Genomic DNA, 22,402 nt, shown 5'->3' with positions numbered 1-22,402 from the left:
TCAATGACTCCGTGCGTCGGCAGGAAAGTAGCGCTTGCCCAGCCGCAGGGCGACATGGACCAACAGGATCAGCACCGGCACCTCCACCAGCGGTCCGATGACCGCAGCGAAGGCGACCGGCGAAGCCAGACCAAAGGCGGCGATGGCGACGGCGATGGCCAGCTCGAAGTTGTTGCCAGCAGCAGTGAAGGCGATCGCGGTCGTGCGCGGGTAGTCCTTCGCAATGAACTTGCCCATGAAGAAGCTCAGCACGAACTGAATGATGAAATAGAGCGTCAGCGGGATCGCGATGCGCACTGCATCCATCGGGATGCGCAGCACATCGCCCCCCTTCAGGCTGAACATGGCAACGATCGTGAACAGCAACGCCGCCAGCGTGATCGGACTGATCGCTGGCAGGAACTTCTCTTCATACCAACGCACGCCTTTGCGCGCCTTGAGCCAGCGGCTGGTGAGGAACCCTGCGAGGAAGGGGATGCCCAGATAAATCAGCACCGCCTCGGCAATGGTCCAGAAGCTGACGTCGATCACGCTGCCCTGCAGGCCGAACACCGGCGGCAGCCACGACAGGAAGAACCACGCGTACACACTGAACAACGCGATCTGGAAGATCGAGTTGAAGGCCACCAGCCCGGCCACATACTGCCCATCACCGCGGGCGAGCTGATTCCAGACCAGCACCATAGCGATACAGCGTGCCAGGCCAATCAGGATCAGGCCAGTCATGTACTCAGGGTAGTCGCGCAGGAACAGCACCGCCAGGCCGAACATCAGGAACGGACCGATGATCCAGTTCTGCACCAGCGAGAGCATCAGCACGCGCTTGTCGGCAAACACCTTGGGCAGCTCTTCGTACTTCACCTTGGCCAGCGGCGGATACATCATCAGGATCAGGCCAATGGCGATCGGGATGTTGGTCGATCCAATCGACAGGCTGTGAAGCGCGCTGGGGACGCCTTCGAACATCGCGCCCAAGCCGACGCCAAGGGCCATCGCCAAGAAAATCCAGAGCGTAAGGTACCGGTCCAGGAAGGACAGGCGGGGGGAATCAGTAGTCATGGCAGGTCTCGGAAAAGCGGTTAGTCGATCTGCGCGATCGGGTCGAGGCGAGCCTTCAGCGCTGCGCGGTCGTCCCAGGCGCTGTCAGGAATCTCCAGGAAGGCCTGCAGGCGTCGCTTGATGGTCTGATGGGCACGGTCAAAGGCTTCTGCCTTCTGCGCATCCGAACCTTCCACGCCGGCCGGGTCGAACAGGCCCCAATGCACGCGAACGAAGTCACCAAACACCACCGGGCACGCCTCGGCGGCCGCGCTGTCACACACGGTGACGATCAGATCCATGGCAGCGGCATCGGCTTCGGCAAATTCGTCCCAGGACTTGCTGCGCATGCCCTCGACCGGGAAGCCTTCGCGCTCCAGCTGGGCAATGGCAAAGGGATTGACGCGACCGGCCGGCTGGCTGCCCGCACTGAAGGAGAGATAGCGGCCTTCGCCCCATTTTTTAAGGGTCGATTCGGCAAGCACGCTGCGGGCGGAGTTGCCAGTACACAAGAACAGAACACGACGGGTCATTTGAGCGATCTCTAGGAGGGGGGGAGGTCAGCAGCCAGCAGGACGTTCGCAGGCCTGTTCGTCGGCGCAGCAGTTTTCGGTCAGGTAGGCAACCAGCGAGCTCATCGCCTCGAACTCGGCGCGGTAGCAGATGGTGCGACCGCGCTGCTCGGCGGTGATCAGGCCAGCGGCCAGCAACTCCTTCAGATGGAAGGAGAGGGTGGCACCGGGAAGGGAGAGGGACTGGGCGATATCGCCGGCCAGCTTGCCGCCACTTCCGGCTTGGACCAGCAGGCGGAAGATGGAAAGCCGGGTGGCGTGACCCAGGGCGGCCAGGGCGTGAGTTGCGTTTTTATGTTCCATGATTCTAGAATAGTCGAATCGAATAGGCAGGACAACCCCCCATGCAACACCTTCCCAATGTCGTCCCGGGCGCCTTGAACCCTCCGGTGGCCGAAAAGCTGAGCGAGCCCAATGCCGCGCCGCACCGGCCCCGCATCCTGATCTTGTACGGTTCCCTGCGCCCGCAGTCGTTCAGCCGCAAGCTGGCTTTGGAGGCGCAGCGGTTGCTGGAACATCTGGGCGCAGAGACCCGAGTGTTTGATCCGCATGAGCTGCCGATGCTCGATTCGGTGCCCGCCTCCCACCCCAAGGTGCAGGAGCTGCGCCAAGCCTCGTTGTGGTCCGAGGGGCACGTGTGGGTCAGCCCGGAGCGGCACGGGACGCTGACTGCCGTGTTCAAGAACCAGATTGACTGGCTACCGCTGGAAGAGGGCAGCGTACGCCCGACCCAAGGTCGCACGCTGGCAGTGATGCAGGTCTGCGGTGGCTCCCAGTCCTTCAACGTGGTCAACGCGTTGCGCGTTCTCGGCCGCTGGATGCGGATGGTCACGATTCCGAACCAGTCCTCGGTGGCCAAGGCCTGGCAGGAGTTCGATGACGAGGGGCGCATGAAGCCTTCCGCCTACTACGATCGCGTCGTGGATGTGATGGAAGAGCTGGTCAAGTTCACCCTCCTGGTGCGTGGACGCAGTGACTACCTGGTTGATCGCTACAGCGAACGAAAGGGGGCTGTCGAAGCGGCCGCGCTGACTGCCGCGGCCGGTGTCGTCGAGACCGCATTGAATGAAAAGGAGAACGCATGAACGCTGTCATCTATCACAACCCCAAGTGCGGCACCTCGCGAAACACCTTGGCTTTAATTCGCCACGCCGGCATTGAGCCTGAAGTCATTGAGTACCTGGTCAACCCACCCAGCCGAACGCGGCTTGTCGAGCTGATTGCCGCCGCCGGATTGGATGTTCGCGGTGCAATCCGCCAGAAAGGCACACCCTATCTGGAACTGGGGCTGCACGATCCCGCGTTGAGCGAGGACGCACTGCTGGATGCCATGCTGGCCAATCCTATTCTCATCAATCGCCCCTTCGTCCAGACCACCATGGGCACGCGCCTGTGCCGGCCTTCTGAGGTGGTTCTGGACATCCTGCCAGCAGTGCACGAGCCCTTTACCAAGGAAGATGGCGAAGTGGTGATCGATCAGGACGGCAAGCGCGTCCGCTGAGTTGCTAAGCGGCAGGGAGAGTTCGAGAGCATGCAAAGCGCGTCCAAGCAGCCGCAAAAGCTGCCCCGGCTGATCGTTGCGCTGGGAGTGGGCCAGATCATTGCGTGGGCCAGCAGCTATTACCTGTTGGCCATTCTGGCGCTTCCCATGTCCAGAAGCACTGGCTGGTCGCTGGGGCTGTTGGTCGGAGGCCTCTCCGCTGGGCTGGTCACAGCCGGACTACTCGCTCCTCTGGCCGGTCGGACCATCGACAGGCGGGGAGGGCGGACCGTACTGGCGGTCAGCTCCGTAGTGTTTGCCATGGGCCTCGCGGCGCTGGCCACGTCACACTCCCCAACTACCTATTACCTTGGCTGGGTGGTACTGGGCGTTGCCATGTCTGCGGGCCTGTATGACGCTGCGTTCACGACACTGGGACAGCTGCTCGGGGCAAACGCGAAGCAATCCATTGCCGGCCTGACCTTGGTGGCCGGCTTTGCAAGCACGCTCGGCTGGCCAGCGCTGACCTACCTTGACGAGGCCATGGGATGGCGCGGCGCGTTGTGGGTGGCTGCCGCATTCAACCTGCTGGTCGCATTGCCCATCCATTTGCTCGCTATTCCGAAGCATCAGCCCCGTATTAGCGCAAGTCCGCATCCCTCAGCGGTCGCTGCCGTCCACACCAGCACTGCAGCACCCGTTTCAGCTGCAGCACCGCCTGCACACTGGCTTGTGCTCATTGGCCTGTTGCTGACCTGCCAGGCAGCGATCATGGCGACCTTATCGGTGCATCTGATTGCGCTGCTCGGTGCCATCGGGCTGGCGCCATCGGTTGCGCTGCTCGCTGGCATGGTGATCGGCCCCGCGCAGGTCATCGCTCGTTTGCTGGAGATGTACTTCGGGCGAGGCGTGCATCCGACCTGGTCCGCACGCGTGGGAATTGCAGCGACATTGGCAGCGCTACTGCTGCTACTCACTGGATACTCGTGGGCAGCGATCATTGCATTCGTCATCTACGGTGCCGGCAACGGGATACTCACGGTGGCCCGCGGCACCCTCCCGTTGGCGTTGATCGGATCGGCGGACTACGGCAAGACCATGGGCCAACTTGCCCGTCCCATGCTACTGGCACAGGCGGCAGCACCGCCGCTTGCAGCCATTGCGCTCGAGCGAACCGAGCCTGTTTGGCTGATCTGCCTATTGGCGCTGCTTGCCACTGTTTCCTTGGTTGGAAGCTGTTGGTTGCCTGCAAAGACGCAGGGCGTGAGCCCTTGAATATGCATGCGTGTGCATATATGCTTTATGCATGAGCAAGGGCACCCCCAAGGCAAACGCCATTGAGCAAGCAGTAAGCGTGCTGGCAGACCCCATTTTTCGGGCGCTGGCTGAGCCGTCGCGCTTGGCCGTGCTCAAGCGTGTGCTTCAGGTGGAACGGGCAGATATCGCGGAGATTGCCGCCGGCCTTCCACAGGAGCGATCCGTGGTCTCACGTCATCTGCAGGGACTCCACGATGCTGGGATCCTACGCGCAGAGCGGGTGAGCCGGCAGGTGTACTACCAGGTCGATGGCCCCGCGATGGTCGCACGCTTGGAGCAGATCCTGCTGCAGGTCAGGGCGCTGGCACCTTACTGCTGCCCCGGTGATTTGAAGTAATACCGCAGGCAATTCTTGATTCATCAACGCAACTCACATATATGCATATAGGCGCATACACGCATGAATAAGTTGAATGTCGACGTCGTCGTGATCGGGGCAGGGCAGGCAGGCTTGGCGATGTCATACCGGCTCAAGAACGCAGGCGTGTCGCACCTGATTCTCGAACGACAACCGGCCGCTGGTGGCAGTTGGCCGTCGTACTACGACAGCCTGACCCTGTTCTCCCCGGCAGGATATTCCTCGCTGCCTGGCCTCGAGTTCCCCGGCGGAGCCAAGCGCTATCCCAAGCGGGACGAGGTCACCGCGTATCTGCGCCAGTATGCGTCCGCCTTCGACCTGCCAGTGCGCGCCAACAGCGAGGTTGTGGAGGTCATCTCCGAAGCAAGCCAACATCGCGTCAAACTTGCCGATGGAGCGGTCATTACCGCCCAGGCAGTAGTGGTGGCAACCGGTGGCTTCAACACACCTCACCTGCCGGGGATCCCTGGAAGGCAGCTATACCAAGGGACGATTCTGCACAGTTCGGCCTACCGAACACCCACCGGCTTCGAAGGCAAACGCGTCGTCGTCGTCGGTGCGGCCAACTCAGCGGTACAGATCGCGCACGAACTGCACTCCACTGCCACCGTGGTGCTGGCAACCCGCGAGCCAGTGAAGTTCATGCCACAACGGTTCCTCGGCTTCGATTTTCATGACTGGCTCAAGTGGACCGGCCTGGGCAATTCCCGTTGGCTGAGCGATCAGAGCACGCCCGTTCTGGATGATGGACGTTATCGACACGCCCTGAGTACGGGTGCCATTTCCCGTCGAGAGATGTTCACTGCGTTTACCAACGATGGGGTGGTGTGGCCGAATGCGGAAATACAGGCGGTCGACGCTGTGATCTTCGCGACGGGCTTCCGGCCGAACATGTCATTCCTGCCACGGGAAGCCTTGGATCCGGACAGGCGGGCACTACACAGCCAAGGGGTTTCCACCACAATCAAGGGGCTCTACTACCTCGGGCTACCGCTACAGCGCAACTTTGCCTCTGCCACGCTTCGCGGAGTTGGTAGTGACTCCTTGGGAGTCCTAGCATCGATCATGAGCCACTTGCGGCCCATGTAATTGCGCACGCGACGTCCCCCCGGCTTGAGTAGTGGGCGGGTTTAGAGTCCGGTGCTGATGTTATCGTTCTTCGCCGCCAACTGCGCGGCGTATTGGGCGGGTGTTAGACCGCCAAGCGCTCTTTTTGGTCTTTCTTCGTTGTAGTCGCGCCGCCAGCTTTCGATACTGGTGCGGGCATGAAGCAACGTCGGGAACCAGTGCTCGTTGAGGCATTCGTCGCGCAGCCGTCCGTTGAAGGACTCGATGTACGCATTTTGGTTCGGCTTGCCCGGTTCGATCAGACGCAGGGCAACTTCCTTTTCGTGAGCCCAAGCCACCATCGCCTTACCGCAAAACTCCTTGCCGTTGTCTGTCCTGATCACTCGTGGCAAGCCGCGCTGCATGGCCAGCCTGTCCAGTACCCTGGACACGCCTTGCCCGGATATTGCCCGCTCCACTTCGATGGCCACAGCCTCGTGGGTGGCGTCGTCGACGATCGTCAGGCACTTGACCACCCGGCCTTCTGCGGTACGCTCGAACACGAAGTCCATCGACCACACCTCATTGGCAGCGGACGGCCGCAGGAGGGGCTGGCGCTCGCTAACCGGCACCTTCTTACGCTTTCTGCGTCGCACCTGCAGGCCCGCTTCCTGATAGAGCCGCTCCACTCGCTTGTAGTTCACGACAAGTCCTTTCTGCCGCAGCTTCAGATGGATCATGCCCACCCCGTAGCGTCTGTGCCGATGCGCCAGCGCAGCAATCTGCTCGCGCAGCTCAACGTTGTTGTCGGGCCGAGGCTCATAGCGCAGCGCGCTAGCGCTCATCCGCACCACCGTCAGCGCTCGCCGCTCGCTCAACCCCTTCTCGACCAGGCTCCGCACCAGCAGCCTGCGCGCCGGCGCGGTCACCACTTTTTTCGCAACGCATCCTTGATGACGTCGTTCTCGAAGACCTGTTCTGCCAGCAGCTTCTTCAGGCGTGTGTTCTCCGCCTCCAGGTCCTTGTGCCGCTTGGCGTCGGGCACGCTCATGCCGCCGAACTTGCTGCGCCACAGGTAGTACGAGGCCTCGCTGAAGCCATGCTGGCGGCAGAGGTCCTTGATGGGCATGCCGGACTCAGCTTCGCGTAGGAAGCCGATGATCTGCTCTTCGGAAAAGCGCTTCTTCACGTCCAATCTCCTTGTCATTGAGGATTGGACTCCAAACCGCTTCGCTACTCAATCTCGGGGGGACGTCGCACGTTTGGCATGCCAAGAACGGAGTAGGGCACCGGAACTTCTGCGGGGCCGTCGAGGTGGTCGCGCAATCCCAAAGTCAGCCTTTGTTGTTCTGACGGTGAGCGACCATACGGCAGCGACAGTTATGGATACTACTAAAAAGACAGCAACGCCGGCGACAATGCTCATCTGCTGTAAGAGGGTCAACGAGTTTAAAAAGTTCATCTTAGAAACCAACCATTGGTGATAGAGTGGACCGGCCAGGATTTGGTAGACATCTCAGAGCCATAATCAATGGAAGCGAGAGAGGTGTCTAATGGCAAGCAAACAGTACACGGATGAGTTCAAGGCCGAGGCGGTCAAGCAGGTTACCGAAAGAGGCTTTGCGGTAGCCGAGGTTGCCAAGCGGTTGGGGGTCTCGTCCCACAGCCTTTACCAATGGCTCCGCAAGTCCAGGAGCGAGGCCTTGGCGGGCACGCCTGAGGGGTCGATGTTGCCGACGCCCAAGGACTCAGCCGAGGTGCGGCGCCTGAAGGCCGAGGTGAAACGCCTGACTGAGGAGCGCGACATCCTAAAAAAAGGGGTATCCGGTATCTGGTGTGGGTTCTGGCTCCTTGGGTCTTTGTAGCTATCACTTTCAAAGAATGGATTTTGGTGTTGGACGGCTGAGCGGATGTGCTAGAGTAAAAGTCGGATTTCAGTGTGGGTTCGCCCAAGGTGCTGAGTGACGGACTTTCTCCAGCTGCGAAGCCTGAAGACGCTTGAAATCCTGACCAGCGAGGACAGTTACGTCGTCAAGGCCGAAGGCGTCAATCAGTGGGTGACCTGCCCGCTGTGCAAGACCGGACGCCTGCATGGTCACGGCTCACAGGAACAGTCGTTTCAGGACACACCGACGCACGGCAAATCCGTCGTGATCTTCATCCAGCGCCGTCGCTATCGCTGTACAAGCTGCACCAAGACCTTGTTTGAGCCTGTGGCGGACCTTGATGGAAAACGCCAAGCCACGGCGCGTCTGGTGCGTTATATCCGCGACCAGTCCTTCTCCAAGACCTTTGCGGCCCTTGCCCGGGAAGTAGCCGTGGACGAAAAGACGGTCCGCCACGTCTTCGACGATTTCATCGAGGAGGTCGAGGCCAAGACCCAGTTCCGGACGCCGCGGGTGCTGGGTATCGACGAGCTCAAGATCATCGGCCAGTACCGGGCCATGATCACCAACGTCGAGCGCAAGACCGTGTTCGATATCCGCCCCAGCCGGGCCAAAGCCGAGTTGATGCCCTATTTCCGCGACCTGCGGGACAAGGACTCGGTCGAGTGGGTGGCGATGGACATGTACCACGTTTATCGGCAGGTGGTGCGCGCCACGCTGCCACAGGCCCGGATCGTGGTCGATCGATTCCATATCCAGCGCATGGCGAACGACGCGCTGGAGAAGCTGCGCAAGCGCATTCGCAAGGATTTGTCCACCCGGCAGCGCCTCAAACTCAAGGACGAGCGGTTCCTGCTGCTCAAGCGGCAGCACGACCTGACAGGGAGAGATATGGACCGGATGCGGGAATGGTTCCAACAGTTCCCGCTCCTAAGCGAAGCCCACGCGCTCAAGGAAGGATTTCTGTCGATCTGGGATCAGAAGACCCGCCCAGCAGCAGAAGCCGCCTGCGCGAAGTGGCAGGCCAATATTCCGACCGAATTGGCGGCCACGTTCAAGGACCTGACCACCGCCGTGCACAACTGGCACGACGAAATCTTCGCCTACTTCGAGCAGCCGATTACCAATGCCTATACTGAGTCAGTCAACCGAGTGGCCAAAGACATGAACCGCATGGGCAGGGGTTACAGCTTCGAGGTGCTTCGGGCGCGCATGCTCTACGACAAGAAGGCGCGCAAGGATGGCTCGGTTATCGAAACCGTGTTGGTCGATGACGACGACCCAATGACCACGGACTTCGTGTTCCAGCGGATGACCACGGCGGCAACGCGCAAGAAGAAGATCACGCGCGTGGTCGAGTACGGCCCCTATCTCCCGACGCTGGCGCGGCTACTCGAAGAGGGGTATTTCGAATAGTCCTCAACCCATTGTGCAAGAGGCGGCGCTTCAGCCTGAATTTGTGATTCAGCCGATGAAGCATAGGTAAGAGGCCCAGCCACTACCCCGCGCAACAGGACAGTTGCTTTACGTCCTTGGTGAAGGTTTGTGCCGCGAGTTTCAGCCCCTCGACCATCGTCAGGTAGGGGAATAACTGGTCGGCCAACTCTCGCACCGTCATGCGGTTGCGAATCGCCAGTACTGCGGTTTGGATCAGCTCGCCTGCTTCCGGGGCTACCGCTTGCACGCCGATCAGTCGTCCCGAACCGGCCTCCGAAACCAGCTTGATGAAACCGCGCGTGTCGAAGTTGACCAGCGCCCGGGGCACGTTGTCGAGCGTCAGCGTGCGGCTGTCGGTCTCGATACCGTCGTGGTGCGCTTCGGCTTCGCTGTAGCCCACGGTGGCGACCTGCGGGTCGGTGAACACCACCGCCGGCATCGCCGTCAGATCCAGCGTCGCGTTGCCACCCGTCATGTTGATTGCAGCGCGGGTGCCGGCCGCCGCCGCGACGTAGACGAACTGCGGCTGGTCAGTGCAGTCGCCGGCGGCATAGATGTGCGGCACGGTAGTGCGCATCGCGTGGTCGATGGTGATGGCGCCTTGCGCATTGACCACCACACCGGCCGCGTCGAGGTTGAGCGTGCGGGTGTTTGGGGTGCGGCCGGTGGCGAACAACAGCCGGTCGGCATGCAGTTCGCCGCGTTCGGTGGTGAGCACGAATTCCCCATCCTCATAGGCGACCTGGCTGGCCTGGGTGTGGTCCAGCACTTCGATGCCTTCGGCGCGGAACACGGCCGTGATGGCCTCGCCAATGGCGGGGTCTTCGCGAAAGAACAGTGTGCTGCGCGCCAGCATGGTCACCTTGCTGCCCAGCCGGGCAAAGGCCTGCGCGAGTTCGACGGCCACCACCGACGAGCCGATCACGGCCAGCCGATCGGGGATCGTGTCGCTGGCCAGCGCTTCGGTCGACGTCCAGAAGGGCGTGTCTTTCAAGCCCGGGATCGGTGGAATCGCCGGACTGGCCCCGGTGGCGATGAGGCAGCGGTCGAAACTCACCTCGCGCATCCCGTCGTCAGCGGTTGCCACGGTCAGCGTGTGCGCATCCTTGAATCGGGCATCGCCGCGCAGCACGGTGATGGTCGGGGTGCTCGTCAGGATGCCTTCGTACTTGGCGTGGCGCAGTTCATCGACGCGCCCCTGCTGCTGAGCCAGCAAGCGCTTGCGCAGAATCTTCGGCGAGGCGGCGGCAATGCCGTCATCGAACGGACTCTCGCGACGCAGATGCGCAATGTGGGCAGCGCGGATCATGATCTTGGACGGCACACATCCGACGTTGACGCAGGTGCCGCCGAGAGTGCTGCGCTCGATCAGCGTCACACGCGCCCCTTGCTCGACGGCCTTCAACGCCGCCGCCATCGCCGCGCCGCCGCTGCCGATCACGGCCACGTGCAGTGCAGCCTCATCGTCCTCGCGCTTTGGTTCGCCGCCCAGCCGCTCTTGTGCATTGTTCAGCAGGTCGCTGGGTTGCCCCGGCGCATCGGCAAGCTGCGCTCGGTAACCGAGTGCGGATACCGCCGCGACCAGCGAGGTCACGTCCGCGGCGGTACCTACGCTGGCCTCAATCTCGGCCCGGCGCTGTGGGTAGGACACTGAGGCCGAACGCACGCCGGGCACCTTTTCCAAGGTCTGCTTGACGTGCTCGGCGCACGACCCGCAGGTCATGCCATCGATGTGCAGCGTGATCGCCTCGGTCATGAGCGTGTGCTCACTTCTTGACGGTAGACGGGTAGCCGGCGTTCTCGGTGGCTTTGGTCAACGCGGCCGGAGTGGTCTTGGCATCGTCGTAGGTTACCACCGCCTCCTTGGGCTCCCAGGTCACCTTGGCCTCGATGACGCCTTCGACCTTGGTCAGCGCCTTCTTGACCGTGATCGGACAGGTGGCGCAGGTCATGCTCGGCACCGACAGCGTGACGGTTTTGGTGGCGGCCCAGGCGGGAGCGCTGAGGGCAACGGTCAGAGCGAGCAATGCGACGAGTTTCTTCATGGCAATCTCCTTTCAGTAGAACAGGGGCATGAGGTAGGGGAACACGAGCGCGATCAGCACCAGGGCGGTGACGATCCAGAAGATCACCTTGTAGGCCGTCCGCACCTGGGGCACGGCGCATGCGTCGTCCGGCGCGCAGGCGCGAGCCGGCCGGAAGATGCGACGCCACGCGAAGAACAGCGCCACGAGCGCCACGCCAATGAAGATCGGCCGGTACGGTTCCAGCGCGGTCAAGTTGCCGATCCAGGCGCCGGAGAAACCCAGCGTGATCAGCACCAGCGGACCGAGGCAGCAGGTCGAGGCGAGGATGGCGGCGAGGCCACCGGCGGCCAGTGCACCGCGGCCGTTGCTGGGGTCTGCCATGTGAGGGATCTCCTTCCGAGACGTTGCGTGATGCGCTAAGGTTACTTCCGTAGTCAAGTACGGAGTCAAGCGCGATGGTGAACGATCCGCAAACACTGACCATCGGGGCTTTCGCCAAGGCCGCTGGGGTCAACGTGGAGACCATCCGGTTCTATCAGCGCAAGGGGTTATTGCCAGAACCAGGTCGGCCCGTCGGCAGTATTCGCCGCTACGGATCGGCGGACGTGGCGCGGGTGCGTTTCGTGAAATCCGCCCAGCGGCTGGGGTTCAACCTGGACGAAGTCGGCCAACTCCTACAGCTTGAGGACGGCACTCACTGCAGCGAAGCCGCCGAGCTGGCTGCGCTCCAGCTCACCGACGTGCGCACCAAGATGGCGGACCTGACGCGAATCGAAGCGGTGCTGTCACGGTTGGTCAACGAGTGCCATGCGCAGCGAGGCACTGTGTCGTGCCCGCTGATCGATTCTCTGCACGGGAGCTAGGCGCGTGGCTTAACCCGGTTTTCCGTTCCACTGCGCCTCAAACCCCAGTTCGAGCCGGGGGCAAGGTGACCTGCCACTGATTGTTTCCTTGCACCGACATGCGCCAGACAAAGCCCACACTGAAGGCTAAAAGCGCGTAAGCCTTGCGATACCAGAAACCTACCGAACGAGAGCTGTCAGACAAGAAGGGCTAGTGCGGTCTTCCCACACTAAAATCCGGATACCCAAAAAAAGCCGCGGCGTACTTCGCCAAGGGATGACGGCGAAGTACGCTTTCATGCGTGAGCACTTGGGCGAGTTCAGGCTGACGGCCATGTGTCGAGTGCTTGGGGTTAACCGCAGTGGCTACTACGCATGGGCGGGCAATTCGGGCAGGCCGCGTCGTCGTGAGGATGATCGTCTGCGCGGCCTTATCAAGCACGCGTGGTTGGCAAGCGGGACGGTGTACGGCTACCGCAAGATCACCCGGGAACTTCGTGAGGCCGGTGAACGTTGCAGCCGCCATCGTGTTCGACGTCTGATGAAGGCAGAGGGCATAAGGGCAGAAATTGGCTACGGCACCAAGCCGCGCCATCGAGGCGGTCCGCCTGGGATGGTTGAAAACGTCGTCAATCGCGACTTTTCGCCCGCTGCACCAAACAAGGTGTGGGTCACTGACATAACATACATCCGCACCTACGAGGGCTGGACTTTCCTGGCAGTGATCGTCGACCTTTACTCACGGCAAGTGGTTGGCTGGGCGATGCAGTCCCAGATGACCACCGACCTTGTGCTGCAGGCACTGGTATCGGCGGTGTGGAAGCGAAAGCCTGCTGCGGGCCTGATCATCCACTCTGACCAAGGCAGCCAGTTCACGAGCAGCGACTGGCTATCGTTGCTGAAGCAGAATGGCATGGTTCCAAGCATGAGTCGGCGTGGAAACTGCCATGACAATGCGGTGGCTGAGAGCTTTTTCAGTGCACTGAAGAAGGAGCGGATCAAGCGACGGATCTACCCGACCCGGGACGAGGCGCGCTCGGATGTATTCAATTACATCGAGATGTTTTACAACCCAATCCGACGCCACGGTTCCGCTGGCAACCTGGCCCCTGTAGAGTTTGAACGGCGCTACGCGCAAGGCGGCTCATGAATGTCTACGGAAGTCTGGCCGGTCCAGAGCCAGTGCGCGACGCAGCTCACTGCAGGTCGCAACCTGAGGTGTTTTCAAGAATTCTAACCCTAGCTGTTGGGCCCAGCACCTCCTACTGCCTGGCCACACACTGCATGATTGCCAGAAAGTGCGGGCAGCATGGCTGCATTGGAGAACTATCAAGTGATACCCCCGGGCTCTGCCATCTCTTGCAGCCTCGGCGAGCAGCATGTAGCCATCTGAATACGCACTGAGGGCTTGCGAGCTCGGCTTAGGGGCGCACAATTGGACTGCATGCCACCTTTGGTACCCGCACATGCCTGACTCAGTCACGAAAGGCGAGGCTTTTGCAGCGATCGAGTCGCTTCTCGCCAACGGAAAGCCACCTCATCATTTGAATGTCCGCGCAGCCCTAGGAGGCCGCGGCAGTGGGCCAACACTAAGCCGGTTCGTAGCCGCGTGGTTTGCAGAACGAGCAGCATTGCTGGCAGGTCGGCCGAGCTCAGTTGCCGACATGGCTCTTGCTGATGTCATTGCAGCTCTTAAGAGCTTGGGGGAGCCAGATGCCCAAGGAAATGTTCTTGCAAATCTGCCGAGTGCATTTGAGAGAATTGGGCTAACCCTCGACCAACTGTTCATAGTCCTACACGCCTGGGAATCTGATTTGGAGCGACGGGAAGGCATCTTGGCCAAGACGAACACGACGCTGGCAAGCGAAATCACATAGCCAAGGACGGAATTGAACAGAGAAAAGCAAAAACTCAATTGGCGCAGAGGTACAGCCTTAGTTGGCCCGTCAATAGGAGTACAAATTCACTTGGCGCAGAGGTACAGCCTTAGTTGGCCCGTCAGTCCGACCCTGCAAGGGCGGCCGAGGGTAGAATTCACCGATCCATCAATCGGTTAGCGAAGATCTGGCCGTGTTCGTAACGATTCCCTGCCAACCCTCTACATTGGTCTGACGGTTGTGGCCGGTGTGGCCTATTGGCTGGCAGGCATGAACCCCTTTGATGCCATCGTGCACGCACTCACCTCGATTGCGACGGGCGGATATTCGACCTCAGATCAATCTTTCGGTCGATGGGAAGACAACGGGATCCAGTGGCTTGCCACGCTCTTCATGCTGTCGGGGACCTTGCCCTTCGTCTTGTATGTGCGGTTCTTGGCTGGGGACCGGAGGGCGTTTTTTGATCGCCAGGTCAAGTCTTTGCTAGGGCTTCTGGCAGTGTCGGTGGGTGGGATTGGAACGTGGTTGGCTGCATCCGGCCAATATGGGTTTGAGCAGGCTTATCGCTACGCTGCTTTCAGTGTGGTTTCTGTGGTTACCACCACAGGCTATGCCGTAACCGACTATGGCCAATGGGGAGCGGCAATCGTAGGGGTGTTTTTCCTGTTGACGTTTGTTGGCGGGTGCACAGGCTCCACGAGCGGGGGCATCAAGATCTTTCGCTTCGAGGTCATGGCAGTGATGCTTCGCGTCCACTTCCTACGCCTGCTTTATCCCAATGGGGTCTTTCCTCGGTCCTACGACGGCAAGCCGCTCTCCGACGAGGTGATCGGCTCAGTGGTGGCGTTTTTAACGGTGTTTTTGGTTTGCTATGCCGTCATTACGGTCGTGCTGCTTGGGCTCGGGTTGGACTTCCTAACCAGCGCCAGCGGCGCGGCCACGGCGCTGTCCAACGTAGGACCGGGACTAGGGGAGACCATTGGGCCAGCAGGGACGTTCGCCTCGCTGCCAAGCGCAGCCAAATGGGTGCTGTCGTTCGCGATGCTGCTGGGTAGACTCGAGCTCTTCACTGTGTTGATCATCTTCCTGCCTCGCTTCTGGCGGGGATGACGTATAGTTTGAGCATGTACGGATGCTTCATTTCCCAGTGCCGAAAGCCCCTTTCTCGCCACACGCAGCTCGACCAATGCCGCACTCGTATTTGATCTTCACGAGCCTTGTCGCCCCGGGGCTGGAAAGCAAGAACTTTCCCGAGCTTTGGAAAGCGGCGGAGCGGGCGAATGCAGGGTGGGGTGTTACGGGCACCGTGGTCTTTGATGGTGCAATTTTTTTGCAGTATCTAGAGGGTCCGAAGTCAGGCTTGGACGTAATCTATCGAAGACTGGTTCGAGCAAGCTCCCATCGAGATACCACGATTATTGACCGTGGTCATACGTCTTATCGCCGTTTTCCTGAGCCCCGCCTCGTTTGCTTGACTGTAACGCGAGAAGTCATGGCTCAGGCCCTAGAGCTGCGCGGCGTTCTTTTCCGGAAAAGAGACCGAGCTGCAAGAGCGCTCCATCTTCTTGAACAAACCGTGACGTCCTATTCCTCTCCGCGCTGGGCGGCCAAGTCAAAGCTCTGAGCCACTTGGGGTCGCCCTCGTTACCCCGTATTTTTGGGCAAGCGATCGTCGGATGACCGCGTTGGCCATTCTGGCTAGTCTCAAGACCAGTGCGAGGGCATCTACTGCCCGTCTTCTACGATGGCGATGTACGCTTCTGGCAGGCAGCGTACATCGGAGGGGAGGGGATTAGGGAGATTTATCGGGGGTAGGGAGGCCGACTCTTGACCTAAAGTGGACTTCGTGACTGGTATAGCGGGTAGGGAAATGGGACGAGGATCGTCCGAAGAGGAGCTGCTCCCATCTCGCGAGGCAATCAAGGTACAGCCCGGACTCGAGATCGCCCTTTGCTCAAAGTGGGAACTACGCAGGGAGCTGGTCTCGACCGGGCGATGTTCATATCAGTTGTTGCGATCCTCTGAGGGTCTCAGTATTCATGCGGTCCTGGCATGCGAGTTCTCGACGCTACGGCGAAGAATTCGGGTTGCCGCCTGATTCTGTTCTGGCGGACCCCAGACAACCCCCTTGTCCGAGGGCGCGGTCAGGAGAACTGTGGTACAGGGAAGCCCGGCCGCGTCGAACTTGCGCGCGATGAAGTCGCTCTCGCCGCGATCGTGACTGGACATGATCAGCTGGTAGCCGTTGAGTTCTACCATGTTGCGCATCACATCGACGAAAGCCGCGGTGTGGATGATGTCGTTGTGTTGGAGCGGATCGTCCAGCAGCAAGGCGCGCCATCGTGACCAGGGATAAGCAGTGCTGGCAGCGCAAAGAATGCTGAAGCCATTAGCAGCGAGCTGGCCTTCGCTAAGCACTACCTGCGGCGGCAAGTCCTTCTTACTCTCTAAGGCGTTCTCGACCTTCTCGCGATAGCGCAACGCCATGCCAAAAGTAGTGGCATCGACCCGTGTGTCGGCCTTGAACTGAATGCTCTCGCCGGGTGTGCTCAGCATTGCCTCATTAAAGTCGTCGATCACCGAGTTAAGCGGATCCAGGACCCGGCTGGAGAAGTCGTCGGCTTGCGTCTGCAGCTCTTCCGAATAGCGTTTGACTGCATTGCGCGCAGCGGTCGTGAGCTTGACTGCCTCCTTCTCACCGTCCACTTTCGCCTTCATGGTCGCGAGGTAAGCGACCGGATCGCCGAAACCATCGTCGCCACCAGCCAGCCGCATCGCTGCAGTGATCTCGTCCATCTCGGCCTGCAGCAATGCATTCTCATTATCACGCGCAAGAATCTGGTGCCGCTCCGCCAGCGACCGCAAACCTACGAGCTTCGCGTCGAGTGCCGCAATACCGCGATCATAGCCAAGCTGGCTCGGGATGTCCGGCAACCCCGCCTGGGTCCAACGCAGTTGCATATGACGCGTTGACTGCTCCGCATTGGTGCGGATCAGTTCTGCAGCCGCTAGATCGCGCTGCGCCGCATTAACCGCCTCCTGCTCGTTTTGCGCCGTCACGACCGCCGCGCTGACCGCATCGGTTAGCTCGACCAGACGGGTTCGAGCCGCCTCGCTCCGACTACGCTCCGACGTTAGACGGCCTTCAACGTCGGCGATGCTGGCATTTGATAAATTGCGAGCCACGATCCGATCTGCACACGCCGTATCTTCGGCTTGAAACTGTGCCAGCCGGGTGCCGAGCTGGCTTTCGCGCCCGATCAGATCATCGAGGTCGTTCACCACTGACGGACGCTGTTCGGTCGCGGCAGCCGCATTCGCAGCCATCTGAGGGAGCGCCGCTTCAGCCGTTGCAAGCAAGGCGTCTGCTTCTCGCCTACGCATTGCCGCGACGCCTGTGAGATCACCATCAGCGCTCACGTTCAGCGCTCGGGCAATCGCTGTGCGGGCATCGGTCGCCGCTCGTATGGCAGCGGTGGCTGCTCGTTCGAGCTGCTCAACTGCGGCAACTTGCGATCTGAGGCCGGCAGTTTTGCCGTTCAGATCGGCGCATTTGGTCCGCAGCCTTTCGAGCGCCTCATCGGCTTGGGCCAACCGCCCGTCGCTACCCGAAGCCGCGGCCTCGGCGAGCGCCTTAACTACGCCAGGCTCAAATGACGTGCTGCAGACTGGGCATTCGGTGTCGTCTTCGTGTAAATGGCTCGACAACTGCGAGAGGGCGGCGCTAATGGCTGTCGCGTGACGATCGGCTTCCGCACGTTCCTGCTCGGCTTGGGCGATATGGAGTTTGATATCCGACAGTTGGATCTCGAGCGGCGCTAGTTCCGCCGTGGCGCTATCGGCAACTTTGCGACCCTGCACCAGCGCGGCCCTCGCGAGCCCGGCCTGACTTTCGAGACCGAGATAGTCGACCATCGACCTTTCGAGTGCATTGGCGGAACCGGCCAAGCTACGCAGGCGCCCCAGCTCAGCGACAGCCTTGCCATGCGCAGCGATGGCACCGTCCGCAGCGTCGAGCGCGGCTCGGCGGGTGGCGATTGCTTGGCCTAACGCGGCACGATCCGCCTCGTCGGCGGCGATCAGCTCAGCCAGTTGGGCGCGACGCGCGAGGTCGGTCCGACCCGCGTCAAGAATTGCGATGCTCTGCTCGATCGTGGCCATAGCGGCTTGCTGCGCCAAGACCGCGTCCCTCGCCGAAATGACGAGAGGCGACGCATGATCAAGCCGTTCCTGAGCGTTGCTCAATTCACCTCGCAACCTAACGAGATCTGGGGCGTCAAGGCGGCTCTCTCCCTCGCGGATCGAAAATTGTGTCACCAGTGGCGTCAGGGCCTCCAAGGCAGTCCTGCGCTCGGACATAGACCGCAACGCATCGCTGATACGGTCGCCGAGTGCGGCCAAACGGCTCCCCATGTCCTCGCCGGCTATAGCGAGGGGCTGGCCTGATATCAACTGTAGCATTTCGTTCTCGAGTTGATCGATGCGCTCGGAGACCTCCGCAGTAGTTAGAACGCCGGTAGCGCGAGCGGCAGAGCGCAGCCGTTCGAGCCGCGTCATCCATCCCTGCCAGTCGGCCATCTGACGCTCCAGCGTCGCAGCGCTCGCCTGTTGCTGCTCGATGCGCCTGGTGAACGCCGCGACTGTCGGACGTCCGCGCAGCCCGGCTCGAACGCGTTCGAGCCGATCGATACCGCTCGGACCCTTCAGCGCGTGCCACTGATCCCGAGGATCACGGCTGGTGAACCGCTGGTGCGACGCTTGCCCAAGAAAATGTGTGAGGGCGAGATAGGTGCCAAGGTCGTTGATCGTGCGGCGGTCGGGACGCGCGAGTTGCGCGATGATTTCCGCCATGGGCGTGCTGATGCCGGCGCCGCGTTCGATCGGATCATGATCGGAGAACGTCAGCGACACGCGATGCGAGCCCGGATCCGCCCCTCGACGGGTGAGATAGTCCTTCTCGGCGAGCTTCTTCTTGCCCGTCTGCAGATAGGGTTCGAAGCGGCGGATCTTGTTCGTCAGGCTCCATTCGATCGCGTCGAAGAAGCTGCTCTTTCCGAGGCCATTGGTTCCCGTTAGCAGCACGAGTCCGGGCGCTGCCGGCAAGTCGATGGCGAAGTCGCCGAATGTGCGAAAATCATGGATCGCAATGCGGGAAAGGAATATATCGCTCATGCTTGGCCTCTTCGTTGCCAGGCCCTGACCAGGGCCGTGACGATATCGTCCGGCGACTTCGTCTCATCGAGCGCGATACGCTCCCAGTCGTCCGCCAGCGTTCGCGGTAAGCCAGGCGTCGATGCGCCGCTGTCGCTCAGTTCGTCCAGTGCCGCGTCTTCAAACTTACCCTTGTCATGAACCCATGGCCGGGCGAGGAACGTCCGCTTTAGAAAGTCGGAGAAGCTTACATCGTCCTGCTGCTCGTCTTCCGGGCGCAGCCAAGCAAGCTTGCGCGCCACGCGATCGTCCCGCTCGACCATCAGCGCCAACGCACGCCAGGCTGCCTGCCGCTCGCTCGCGCGCGGTCCCAATAGCAGTAACTGCAGATCGAGAGTCTCGTTCGTGCCAAGATAGGAGCGCGCGACGACACACTGGTTGCGACAACGACGCAAGGTCTCGCGCACCGCCTCGAGCGTCGGAATATCGGGCAGGACGCTTAACACGATATTGAAGCGATCGATGCGGATGGCGTGGCACTCGGCCGGAAGGTCGCTGGGACTAAGCGAAGTGGACTTGCTCGAGCCACCATTGAACGTCGAGCTCGCCAGTTCTGGACGGTTCTCGACAGTGAGGTCAAGTCCGGCCGCCGCATTGCGGAGCCGATCGGCAAAATCTGTCAGACCAGGGGACATCGTCGAACCATTGGTCATGTCACGCCACCTTTCACGATCGCTCTGTCCAAGACCTCGAAATGCCCGGCCTCGACGGTCGCCAGCAGGGCGCGGAGTTCGACCAGACCTGACGCGACCGCATCAGTAAACTCGCGATTGATGGACATAATCACCGGGCCTCCGCCATCGGTGTCGCTGAGCGACGGCTGATTAGATTCGATCTGAGCGAAAGCCCGCTCTGCGATACGCGCGACCTCTATCGTAACCTTGACGATCAGGATGACAAATTGGGTCTGCCACATATATGACGCGGCGCACAACGACATGTCGCTACCGTTGATCAAATCCGCCGCGCACCCGTGACCGGTCCATGCGCTGTCACCGTCGCGCTCACGAACGAGATTGCCCGGCCCGCCGCCCCTGGGCGAGGTTGTCTTCCACGCCGACGCGATAGCCAGGGCGACGGTCGTGCCTCGGACAATTTCTTTCCACTTGGTCGGTCCGACAAGCACCTGCGCAACGTCACGATTATCTTCGCTATCGACCGCGCAGACCATCAATCTAAGGAAGTGATTGAGCAACGAGGAATCGTCGGCGAACGACGCCTGCCAGTCAGCCCAAGTCCCTGCCATCGCGATGCGCAAGTCATTGGCGATCGTTAGGCCAATGTGGCGTCCGGGATCGGCATTGCTCGCAAAAAAAGGCTGGAGATGGGCGTCGAGCCGGCCCAGCAGACAAGCGTCGAGCGAGCGATGGATTCGCCTCGCGAGAATCTCGGGAGCAACTTGTTCTGGATTTTGCGCCGCGCCACCAGGATTCCCGCTGGTGATCGTCGGCATCGTCATTCCTTCGGCATGCAGCGACTCGAGGCTGAGTGCACGTACATGTTGAGTCCACAAGGCCGGCGCGGCATGCAGGCGGCAGCCCCGGCTGTGACATGCGACGCGTAGGATAGCGCCTGCGGCGATTCCAAGGTCGCCAGGCCCATCGGGGAGAATGATGTCGAACGCCTGATCCTCACTCCAGGCTCTAACGAGTTGGTCCGCCGTGATCGCGCCCGACCATCGCACGCGATTGGCGTCACTGCGAAGCTGGACCGAAATCGGCAATTGCTGCGCGGCGGCCCGCTGCAAGCGCGGTGCGAGCGGAATACCGGCATCACGCGCCGCCTCTATGAACAACCTCCGCGCGTGACCTGACAACTTGGGAACCAGTGTCGCGTCGCCGTGACGGGTGAGCCACTCTTTATGCGCAAGCGCGTAACCCGCAAGATGCTCTTCAAACGGTGCGCGAACCACCCCGCGCAACGGTCCACGACGAACTATGACCGCATCAGCCGCGACCTTATCCCCTCCACAGTCGAGCCAGAATGCAGCGGGAGCTTCGGACGGAGGGAAGGGTGCGTCGATCCGCGTAACTGCATCGCATCGGAGGTGCCGGAATGATCGCTGCGCGTCTGATTCGCACGCCTTGATCGTCAGGTATGCAGCTAACCGGTTAAGCATCGAGGTGGACACCTCGAACAGTTCGGCGTGCCGGGTCTGCAAGGTGAGCCGCACGCCGGGGCGCAATTGCTGGGCGACAGCAGCGAGCAATCCGATAGCGGTCAGCGGGGCTAGCAGTTGTGCATCGTAGATCGCCATAAAGTCGAACCGGATGCCGGCGGCGTCGGCCGCCCGAGCCTCGGCGTCGATCGCAGTTAGTGTTGCGGAGAGCTCGCCGACGCCGGGATGCTGCGAGATCATGGAGATCATGCCGGCATGATCGAAGTCGGTCGCACCGGCCGCCACGAGATCGATCAGGCCGCCATCGCCAGCGCCACTGATAAAAAATCGCGGCGTGGGGCGCCCCTGGAATTCGGCGACTGGCACGCCGGCATCAGACCAATAGCTTGCGCTCTGGACATGTTGCAGCGGCTCGTCCGGCTCAAGGCCGAACCCCACCGCCAGTATTACCATGTTGAACCGCTCAGTTCGCTCCTGCCCGGCTTCGGGCGGCGGCGCATCCAGACTCACAAACCTGACGTCATATCCGTCGGCTGCCCTGGTAAGACCGGTCACCTTGTGCCGCATGCGTTTCTGCAACCGTGGCGCGAGGCGAAGGGCGATGTGCTCGAAACTGAGCAGGACATCATCACGCACCGAGACGCACGTGCCGGATTCCCAATCTAGAATTGGCAGGTCTGCGATCGGATCGGTGGTGTCATGCGCAGGCCAGTCATAAATGTGCGGGTCGAGGCGCCGTCGGGCTGTGGTCGACTGAAGCGAGAGCAACTCACCCGCTGTCTCGAACAAGATCACGTTAGAATTCGATACAAGCGCAACCGCCGCCGCCGCTGAAACGCCGGCTGCACCGCCGCCGATCACCGCAATGCGCGGGTTGGCATTGAGGTAGCCCAAATCCTTAAGCGCATGGACGAGCGAGAGCGCCCTGACTTGCTGCGAGTAAAAGGTGATGCGTCTGTCATAGCACCCGATAACGAACAGATTCGGCCGATCGCGAACCGAGGCACCGTCTATGACATCCTGGGGGAGTAAAGCGTCAGCCACTGCGAATGCCCCGCATGGAGGGCAAGCGCTTTGCCGCAGCCATTCTGATACCGCGCCTGCCTACTTCCAGTTTCGTCATTCCGCCCCCCCAGGCCCGAACGCGTCCAATTTCGCGATCGCCGTCGGCATTATGGAGCGGGACCCGCG

General features: G+C 61.1%; 21 protein-coding genes and 1 pseudogene. 12 read left to right on the top strand and 10 right to left on the bottom strand.

Features of this window, described 5'->3' with window-relative positions; genetic code table 11:
* The 3 genes from arsB to PDM28_RS09560 are packed head-to-tail and all read right to left on the bottom strand — an operon-like array spanning nt 1 to nt 1,913.
* Nucleotides 1–1,059 (bottom strand): ACR3 family arsenite efflux transporter, encoded by a 1,059-nt coding sequence (arsB, locus tag PDM28_RS09570; protein ID WP_012480203.1) that lies wholly within the window; start codon nt 1,057–1,059, stop codon nt 1–3.
* A 20-nt stretch (nt 1,060–1,079) separates the two neighbouring features.
* Nucleotides 1,080–1,571 (bottom strand): arsenate reductase ArsC, encoded by a 492-nt coding sequence (locus PDM28_RS09565; protein WP_032960056.1) that lies wholly within the window; start codon nt 1,569–1,571, stop codon nt 1,080–1,082.
* Between the two features lie 27 nt (nt 1,572–1,598).
* Nucleotides 1,599–1,913 (bottom strand): ArsR/SmtB family transcription factor, encoded by a 315-nt coding sequence (locus PDM28_RS09560; RefSeq protein WP_012480201.1) that lies wholly within the window; start codon nt 1,911–1,913, stop codon nt 1,599–1,601.
* Between the two features lie 41 nt (nt 1,914–1,954).
* Between PDM28_RS09560 and arsH the strand changes: the two genes are divergently transcribed.
* The 5 genes from arsH to PDM28_RS09535 all read left to right on the top strand — a co-directional run bounded on the left by arsH (nt 1,955) and on the right by PDM28_RS09535 (nt 5,854).
* On the top strand, nt 1,955–2,695 hold the full coding sequence (gene arsH, locus PDM28_RS09555; RefSeq protein ID WP_012480200.1) for an arsenical resistance protein ArsH: 741 nt from the start codon (nt 1,955–1,957) through the stop codon (nt 2,693–2,695).
* Nucleotides 2,692–3,111 carry an arsenate reductase (glutaredoxin) gene (arsC, locus tag PDM28_RS09550; RefSeq protein WP_019186247.1) on the top strand — a complete coding sequence of 140 codons (420 nt, stop codon included), beginning with the start codon at nt 2,692–2,694 and terminating at the stop codon, nt 3,109–3,111. Before arsH ends, arsC begins: the two co-directional genes overlap by 4 nt.
* 30 nt (nt 3,112–3,141) lie before the next feature.
* Complete coding sequence (locus PDM28_RS09545) at nt 3,142–4,365, top strand: MFS transporter (protein ID WP_019186248.1); 1,224 nt, start codon at nt 3,142–3,144, stop codon at nt 4,363–4,365.
* 31 nt (nt 4,366–4,396) lie between these two features.
* Nucleotides 4,397–4,744 (top strand): ArsR/SmtB family transcription factor, encoded by a 348-nt coding sequence (locus PDM28_RS09540; protein ID WP_019186249.1) that lies wholly within the window; start codon nt 4,397–4,399, stop codon nt 4,742–4,744.
* A 63-nt stretch (nt 4,745–4,807) separates the two neighbouring features.
* Nucleotides 4,808–5,854: a flavin-containing monooxygenase gene (locus tag PDM28_RS09535; RefSeq protein WP_026070259.1), complete on the top strand. Its 1,047-nt coding sequence runs from the start codon at nt 4,808–4,810 to the stop codon at nt 5,852–5,854.
* Between the two features lie 41 nt (nt 5,855–5,895).
* Here PDM28_RS09535 and PDM28_RS09530 read toward each other — a convergent pair.
* A protein-coding gene (locus PDM28_RS09530) for an IS3-like element ISStma13 family transposase (protein ID WP_311184591.1) occupies nt 5,896–7,019 on the bottom strand; the annotation gives its coding sequence in 2 pieces (ribosomal slippage) (nt 5,896–6,743 and nt 6,743–7,019; 1,125 coding nt in all).
* A 346-nt stretch (nt 7,020–7,365) separates the two neighbouring features.
* Here PDM28_RS09530 and PDM28_RS09525 point away from each other — a divergent pair.
* A pseudogene (locus PDM28_RS09525) lies at nt 7,366–7,629 on the top strand (transposase); the annotation flags it as partial.
* Nucleotides 7,630–7,773: 144 nt separating this feature from the next.
* Entirely contained in the window at nt 7,774–9,114 is a 1,341-nt protein-coding gene (locus PDM28_RS09520; protein WP_311184590.1) for an ISL3-like element ISStma11 family transposase, read from the top strand.
* Between the two features lie 82 nt (nt 9,115–9,196).
* Here PDM28_RS09520 and merA read toward each other — a convergent pair whose 3' ends face one another.
* Genes merA through merT form a run of 3 tightly spaced genes read right to left on the bottom strand, consistent with a single transcriptional unit; the run spans nt 9,197 to nt 11,543 of the window.
* Nucleotides 9,197–10,891, bottom strand: a complete 1,695-nt coding sequence (gene merA, locus PDM28_RS09515) for a mercury(II) reductase (protein WP_012480191.1) — start codon at nt 10,889–10,891, stop codon at nt 9,197–9,199.
* Between the two features lie 10 nt (nt 10,892–10,901).
* Nucleotides 10,902–11,180 carry a mercury resistance system periplasmic binding protein MerP gene (gene merP / locus PDM28_RS09510; RefSeq protein WP_012480190.1) on the bottom strand — a complete coding sequence of 93 codons (279 nt, stop codon included), beginning with the start codon at nt 11,178–11,180 and terminating at the stop codon, nt 10,902–10,904.
* 12 nt (nt 11,181–11,192) lie between these two features.
* Nucleotides 11,193–11,543, bottom strand: a complete 351-nt coding sequence (gene merT, locus PDM28_RS09505) for a mercuric ion transporter MerT (protein ID WP_019183730.1) — start codon at nt 11,541–11,543, stop codon at nt 11,193–11,195.
* A gap of 74 nt (nt 11,544–11,617) precedes the next feature.
* On the opposite strand from merT, the gene merR reads away from it, so the two are divergent.
* The 5 genes from merR (at nt 11,618) to PDM28_RS09480 (ending at nt 15,505) form a co-directional block, all read left to right on the top strand.
* On the top strand, nt 11,618–12,025 hold the full coding sequence (merR, locus tag PDM28_RS09500; RefSeq protein ID WP_012480188.1) for a mercury resistance transcriptional regulator MerR: 408 nt from the start codon (nt 11,618–11,620) through the stop codon (nt 12,023–12,025).
* A gap of 193 nt (nt 12,026–12,218) precedes the next feature.
* Complete coding sequence (locus PDM28_RS09495) at nt 12,219–13,154, top strand: IS3 family transposase (protein ID WP_371105641.1); 936 nt, start codon at nt 12,219–12,221, stop codon at nt 13,152–13,154.
* Between the two features lie 316 nt (nt 13,155–13,470).
* The gene (locus PDM28_RS09490) at nt 13,471–13,881 is read left to right on the top strand and encodes a DNA-binding protein (RefSeq protein WP_080047697.1); all 411 of its coding nucleotides are present in this window, start codon (nt 13,471–13,473) and stop codon (nt 13,879–13,881) included.
* Nucleotides 13,882–14,091: 210 nt separating this feature from the next.
* Nucleotides 14,092–14,991, top strand: coding sequence for a TrkH family potassium uptake protein (locus PDM28_RS09485; RefSeq protein ID WP_311184677.1), 900 nt, complete (start codon nt 14,092–14,094; stop codon nt 14,989–14,991).
* Nucleotides 14,992–15,013: 22 nt separating this feature from the next.
* Complete coding sequence (locus PDM28_RS09480) at nt 15,014–15,505, top strand: BLUF domain-containing protein (RefSeq protein ID WP_311184589.1); 492 nt, start codon at nt 15,014–15,016, stop codon at nt 15,503–15,505.
* 413 nt (nt 15,506–15,918) lie between these two features.
* Here PDM28_RS09480 and PDM28_RS09475 read toward each other — a convergent pair whose 3' ends face one another.
* Genes PDM28_RS09475 through PDM28_RS09465 form a run of 3 tightly spaced genes read right to left on the bottom strand, consistent with a single transcriptional unit; the run spans nt 15,919 to nt 22,255 of the window.
* A complete protein-coding gene (locus tag PDM28_RS09475) occupies nt 15,919–19,053 on the bottom strand; it encodes an AAA family ATPase (protein ID WP_311184588.1) in 3,135 nt (1,044 codons plus the stop codon).
* The gene (locus PDM28_RS09470; RefSeq protein WP_311184587.1) at nt 19,050–19,745 is read right to left on the bottom strand and encodes an ABC-three component system middle component 1; all 696 of its coding nucleotides are present in this window, start codon (nt 19,743–19,745) and stop codon (nt 19,050–19,052) included. The genes PDM28_RS09475 and PDM28_RS09470 overlap by 4 nt, the downstream gene beginning before the upstream one ends.
* Nucleotides 19,742–22,255, bottom strand: a complete 2,514-nt coding sequence (locus PDM28_RS09465; protein WP_311184586.1) for an ABC-three component system protein — start codon at nt 22,253–22,255, stop codon at nt 19,742–19,744. Before PDM28_RS09465 ends, PDM28_RS09470 begins: the two co-directional genes overlap by 4 nt.
* Nucleotides 22,256–22,402 lie beyond the last annotated feature (147 nt).

This window comes from Stenotrophomonas aracearum (assembly GCF_031834615.1).
Taxonomy (GTDB): Bacteria; Pseudomonadota; Gammaproteobacteria; order Xanthomonadales; family Xanthomonadaceae; genus Stenotrophomonas; species Stenotrophomonas aracearum.
The sequence above is the reverse complement of the archived record's forward strand: the minus strand, read 5'-3'. Positions and strand labels throughout refer to the sequence as shown.

Excerpts from the sequence above, each read along its gene's own strand:
- arsC (WP_019186247.1), top strand. The coding sequence starts at position 2,692 with ATGAACGCTGTCATCTATCACAACCCCAAGTGCGGCACCTCGCGAAAC.
- PDM28_RS09560 (WP_012480201.1), bottom strand. The coding sequence starts at position 1,913 with ATGGAACATAAAAACGCAACTCACGCCCTGGCCGCCCTGGGTCACGCC.
- merP (WP_012480190.1), bottom strand. The coding sequence starts at position 11,180 with ATGAAGAAACTCGTCGCATTGCTCGCTCTGACCGTTGCCCTCAGCGCT.
- arsH (WP_012480200.1), top strand. The coding sequence starts at position 1,955 with ATGCAACACCTTCCCAATGTCGTCCCGGGCGCCTTGAACCCTCCGGTG.
- merR (WP_012480188.1), top strand. The coding sequence starts at position 11,618 with ATGGTGAACGATCCGCAAACACTGACCATCGGGGCTTTCGCCAAGGCC.
- PDM28_RS09470 (WP_311184587.1), bottom strand. The coding sequence starts at position 19,745 with ATGACCAATGGTTCGACGATGTCCCCTGGTCTGACAGATTTTGCCGAT.
- PDM28_RS09545 (WP_019186248.1), top strand. The coding sequence starts at position 3,142 with ATGCAAAGCGCGTCCAAGCAGCCGCAAAAGCTGCCCCGGCTGATCGTT.
- PDM28_RS09540 (WP_019186249.1), top strand. The coding sequence starts at position 4,397 with ATGAGCAAGGGCACCCCCAAGGCAAACGCCATTGAGCAAGCAGTAAGC.
- merT (WP_019183730.1), bottom strand. The coding sequence starts at position 11,543 with ATGGCAGACCCCAGCAACGGCCGCGGTGCACTGGCCGCCGGTGGCCTC.
- PDM28_RS09565 (WP_032960056.1), bottom strand. The coding sequence starts at position 1,571 with ATGACCCGTCGTGTTCTGTTCTTGTGTACTGGCAACTCCGCCCGCAGC.
- PDM28_RS09480 (WP_311184589.1), top strand. The coding sequence starts at position 15,014 with ATGCTTCATTTCCCAGTGCCGAAAGCCCCTTTCTCGCCACACGCAGCT.
- PDM28_RS09475 (WP_311184588.1), bottom strand. The coding sequence starts at position 19,053 with ATGAGCGATATATTCCTTTCCCGCATTGCGATCCATGATTTTCGCACA.
- merA (WP_012480191.1), bottom strand. The coding sequence starts at position 10,891 with ATGACCGAGGCGATCACGCTGCACATCGATGGCATGACCTGCGGGTCG.
- PDM28_RS09535 (WP_026070259.1), top strand. The coding sequence starts at position 4,808 with ATGAATAAGTTGAATGTCGACGTCGTCGTGATCGGGGCAGGGCAGGCA.
- PDM28_RS09490 (WP_080047697.1), top strand. The coding sequence starts at position 13,471 with ATGCCTGACTCAGTCACGAAAGGCGAGGCTTTTGCAGCGATCGAGTCG.
- arsB (WP_012480203.1), bottom strand. The coding sequence starts at position 1,059 with ATGACTACTGATTCCCCCCGCCTGTCCTTCCTGGACCGGTACCTTACG.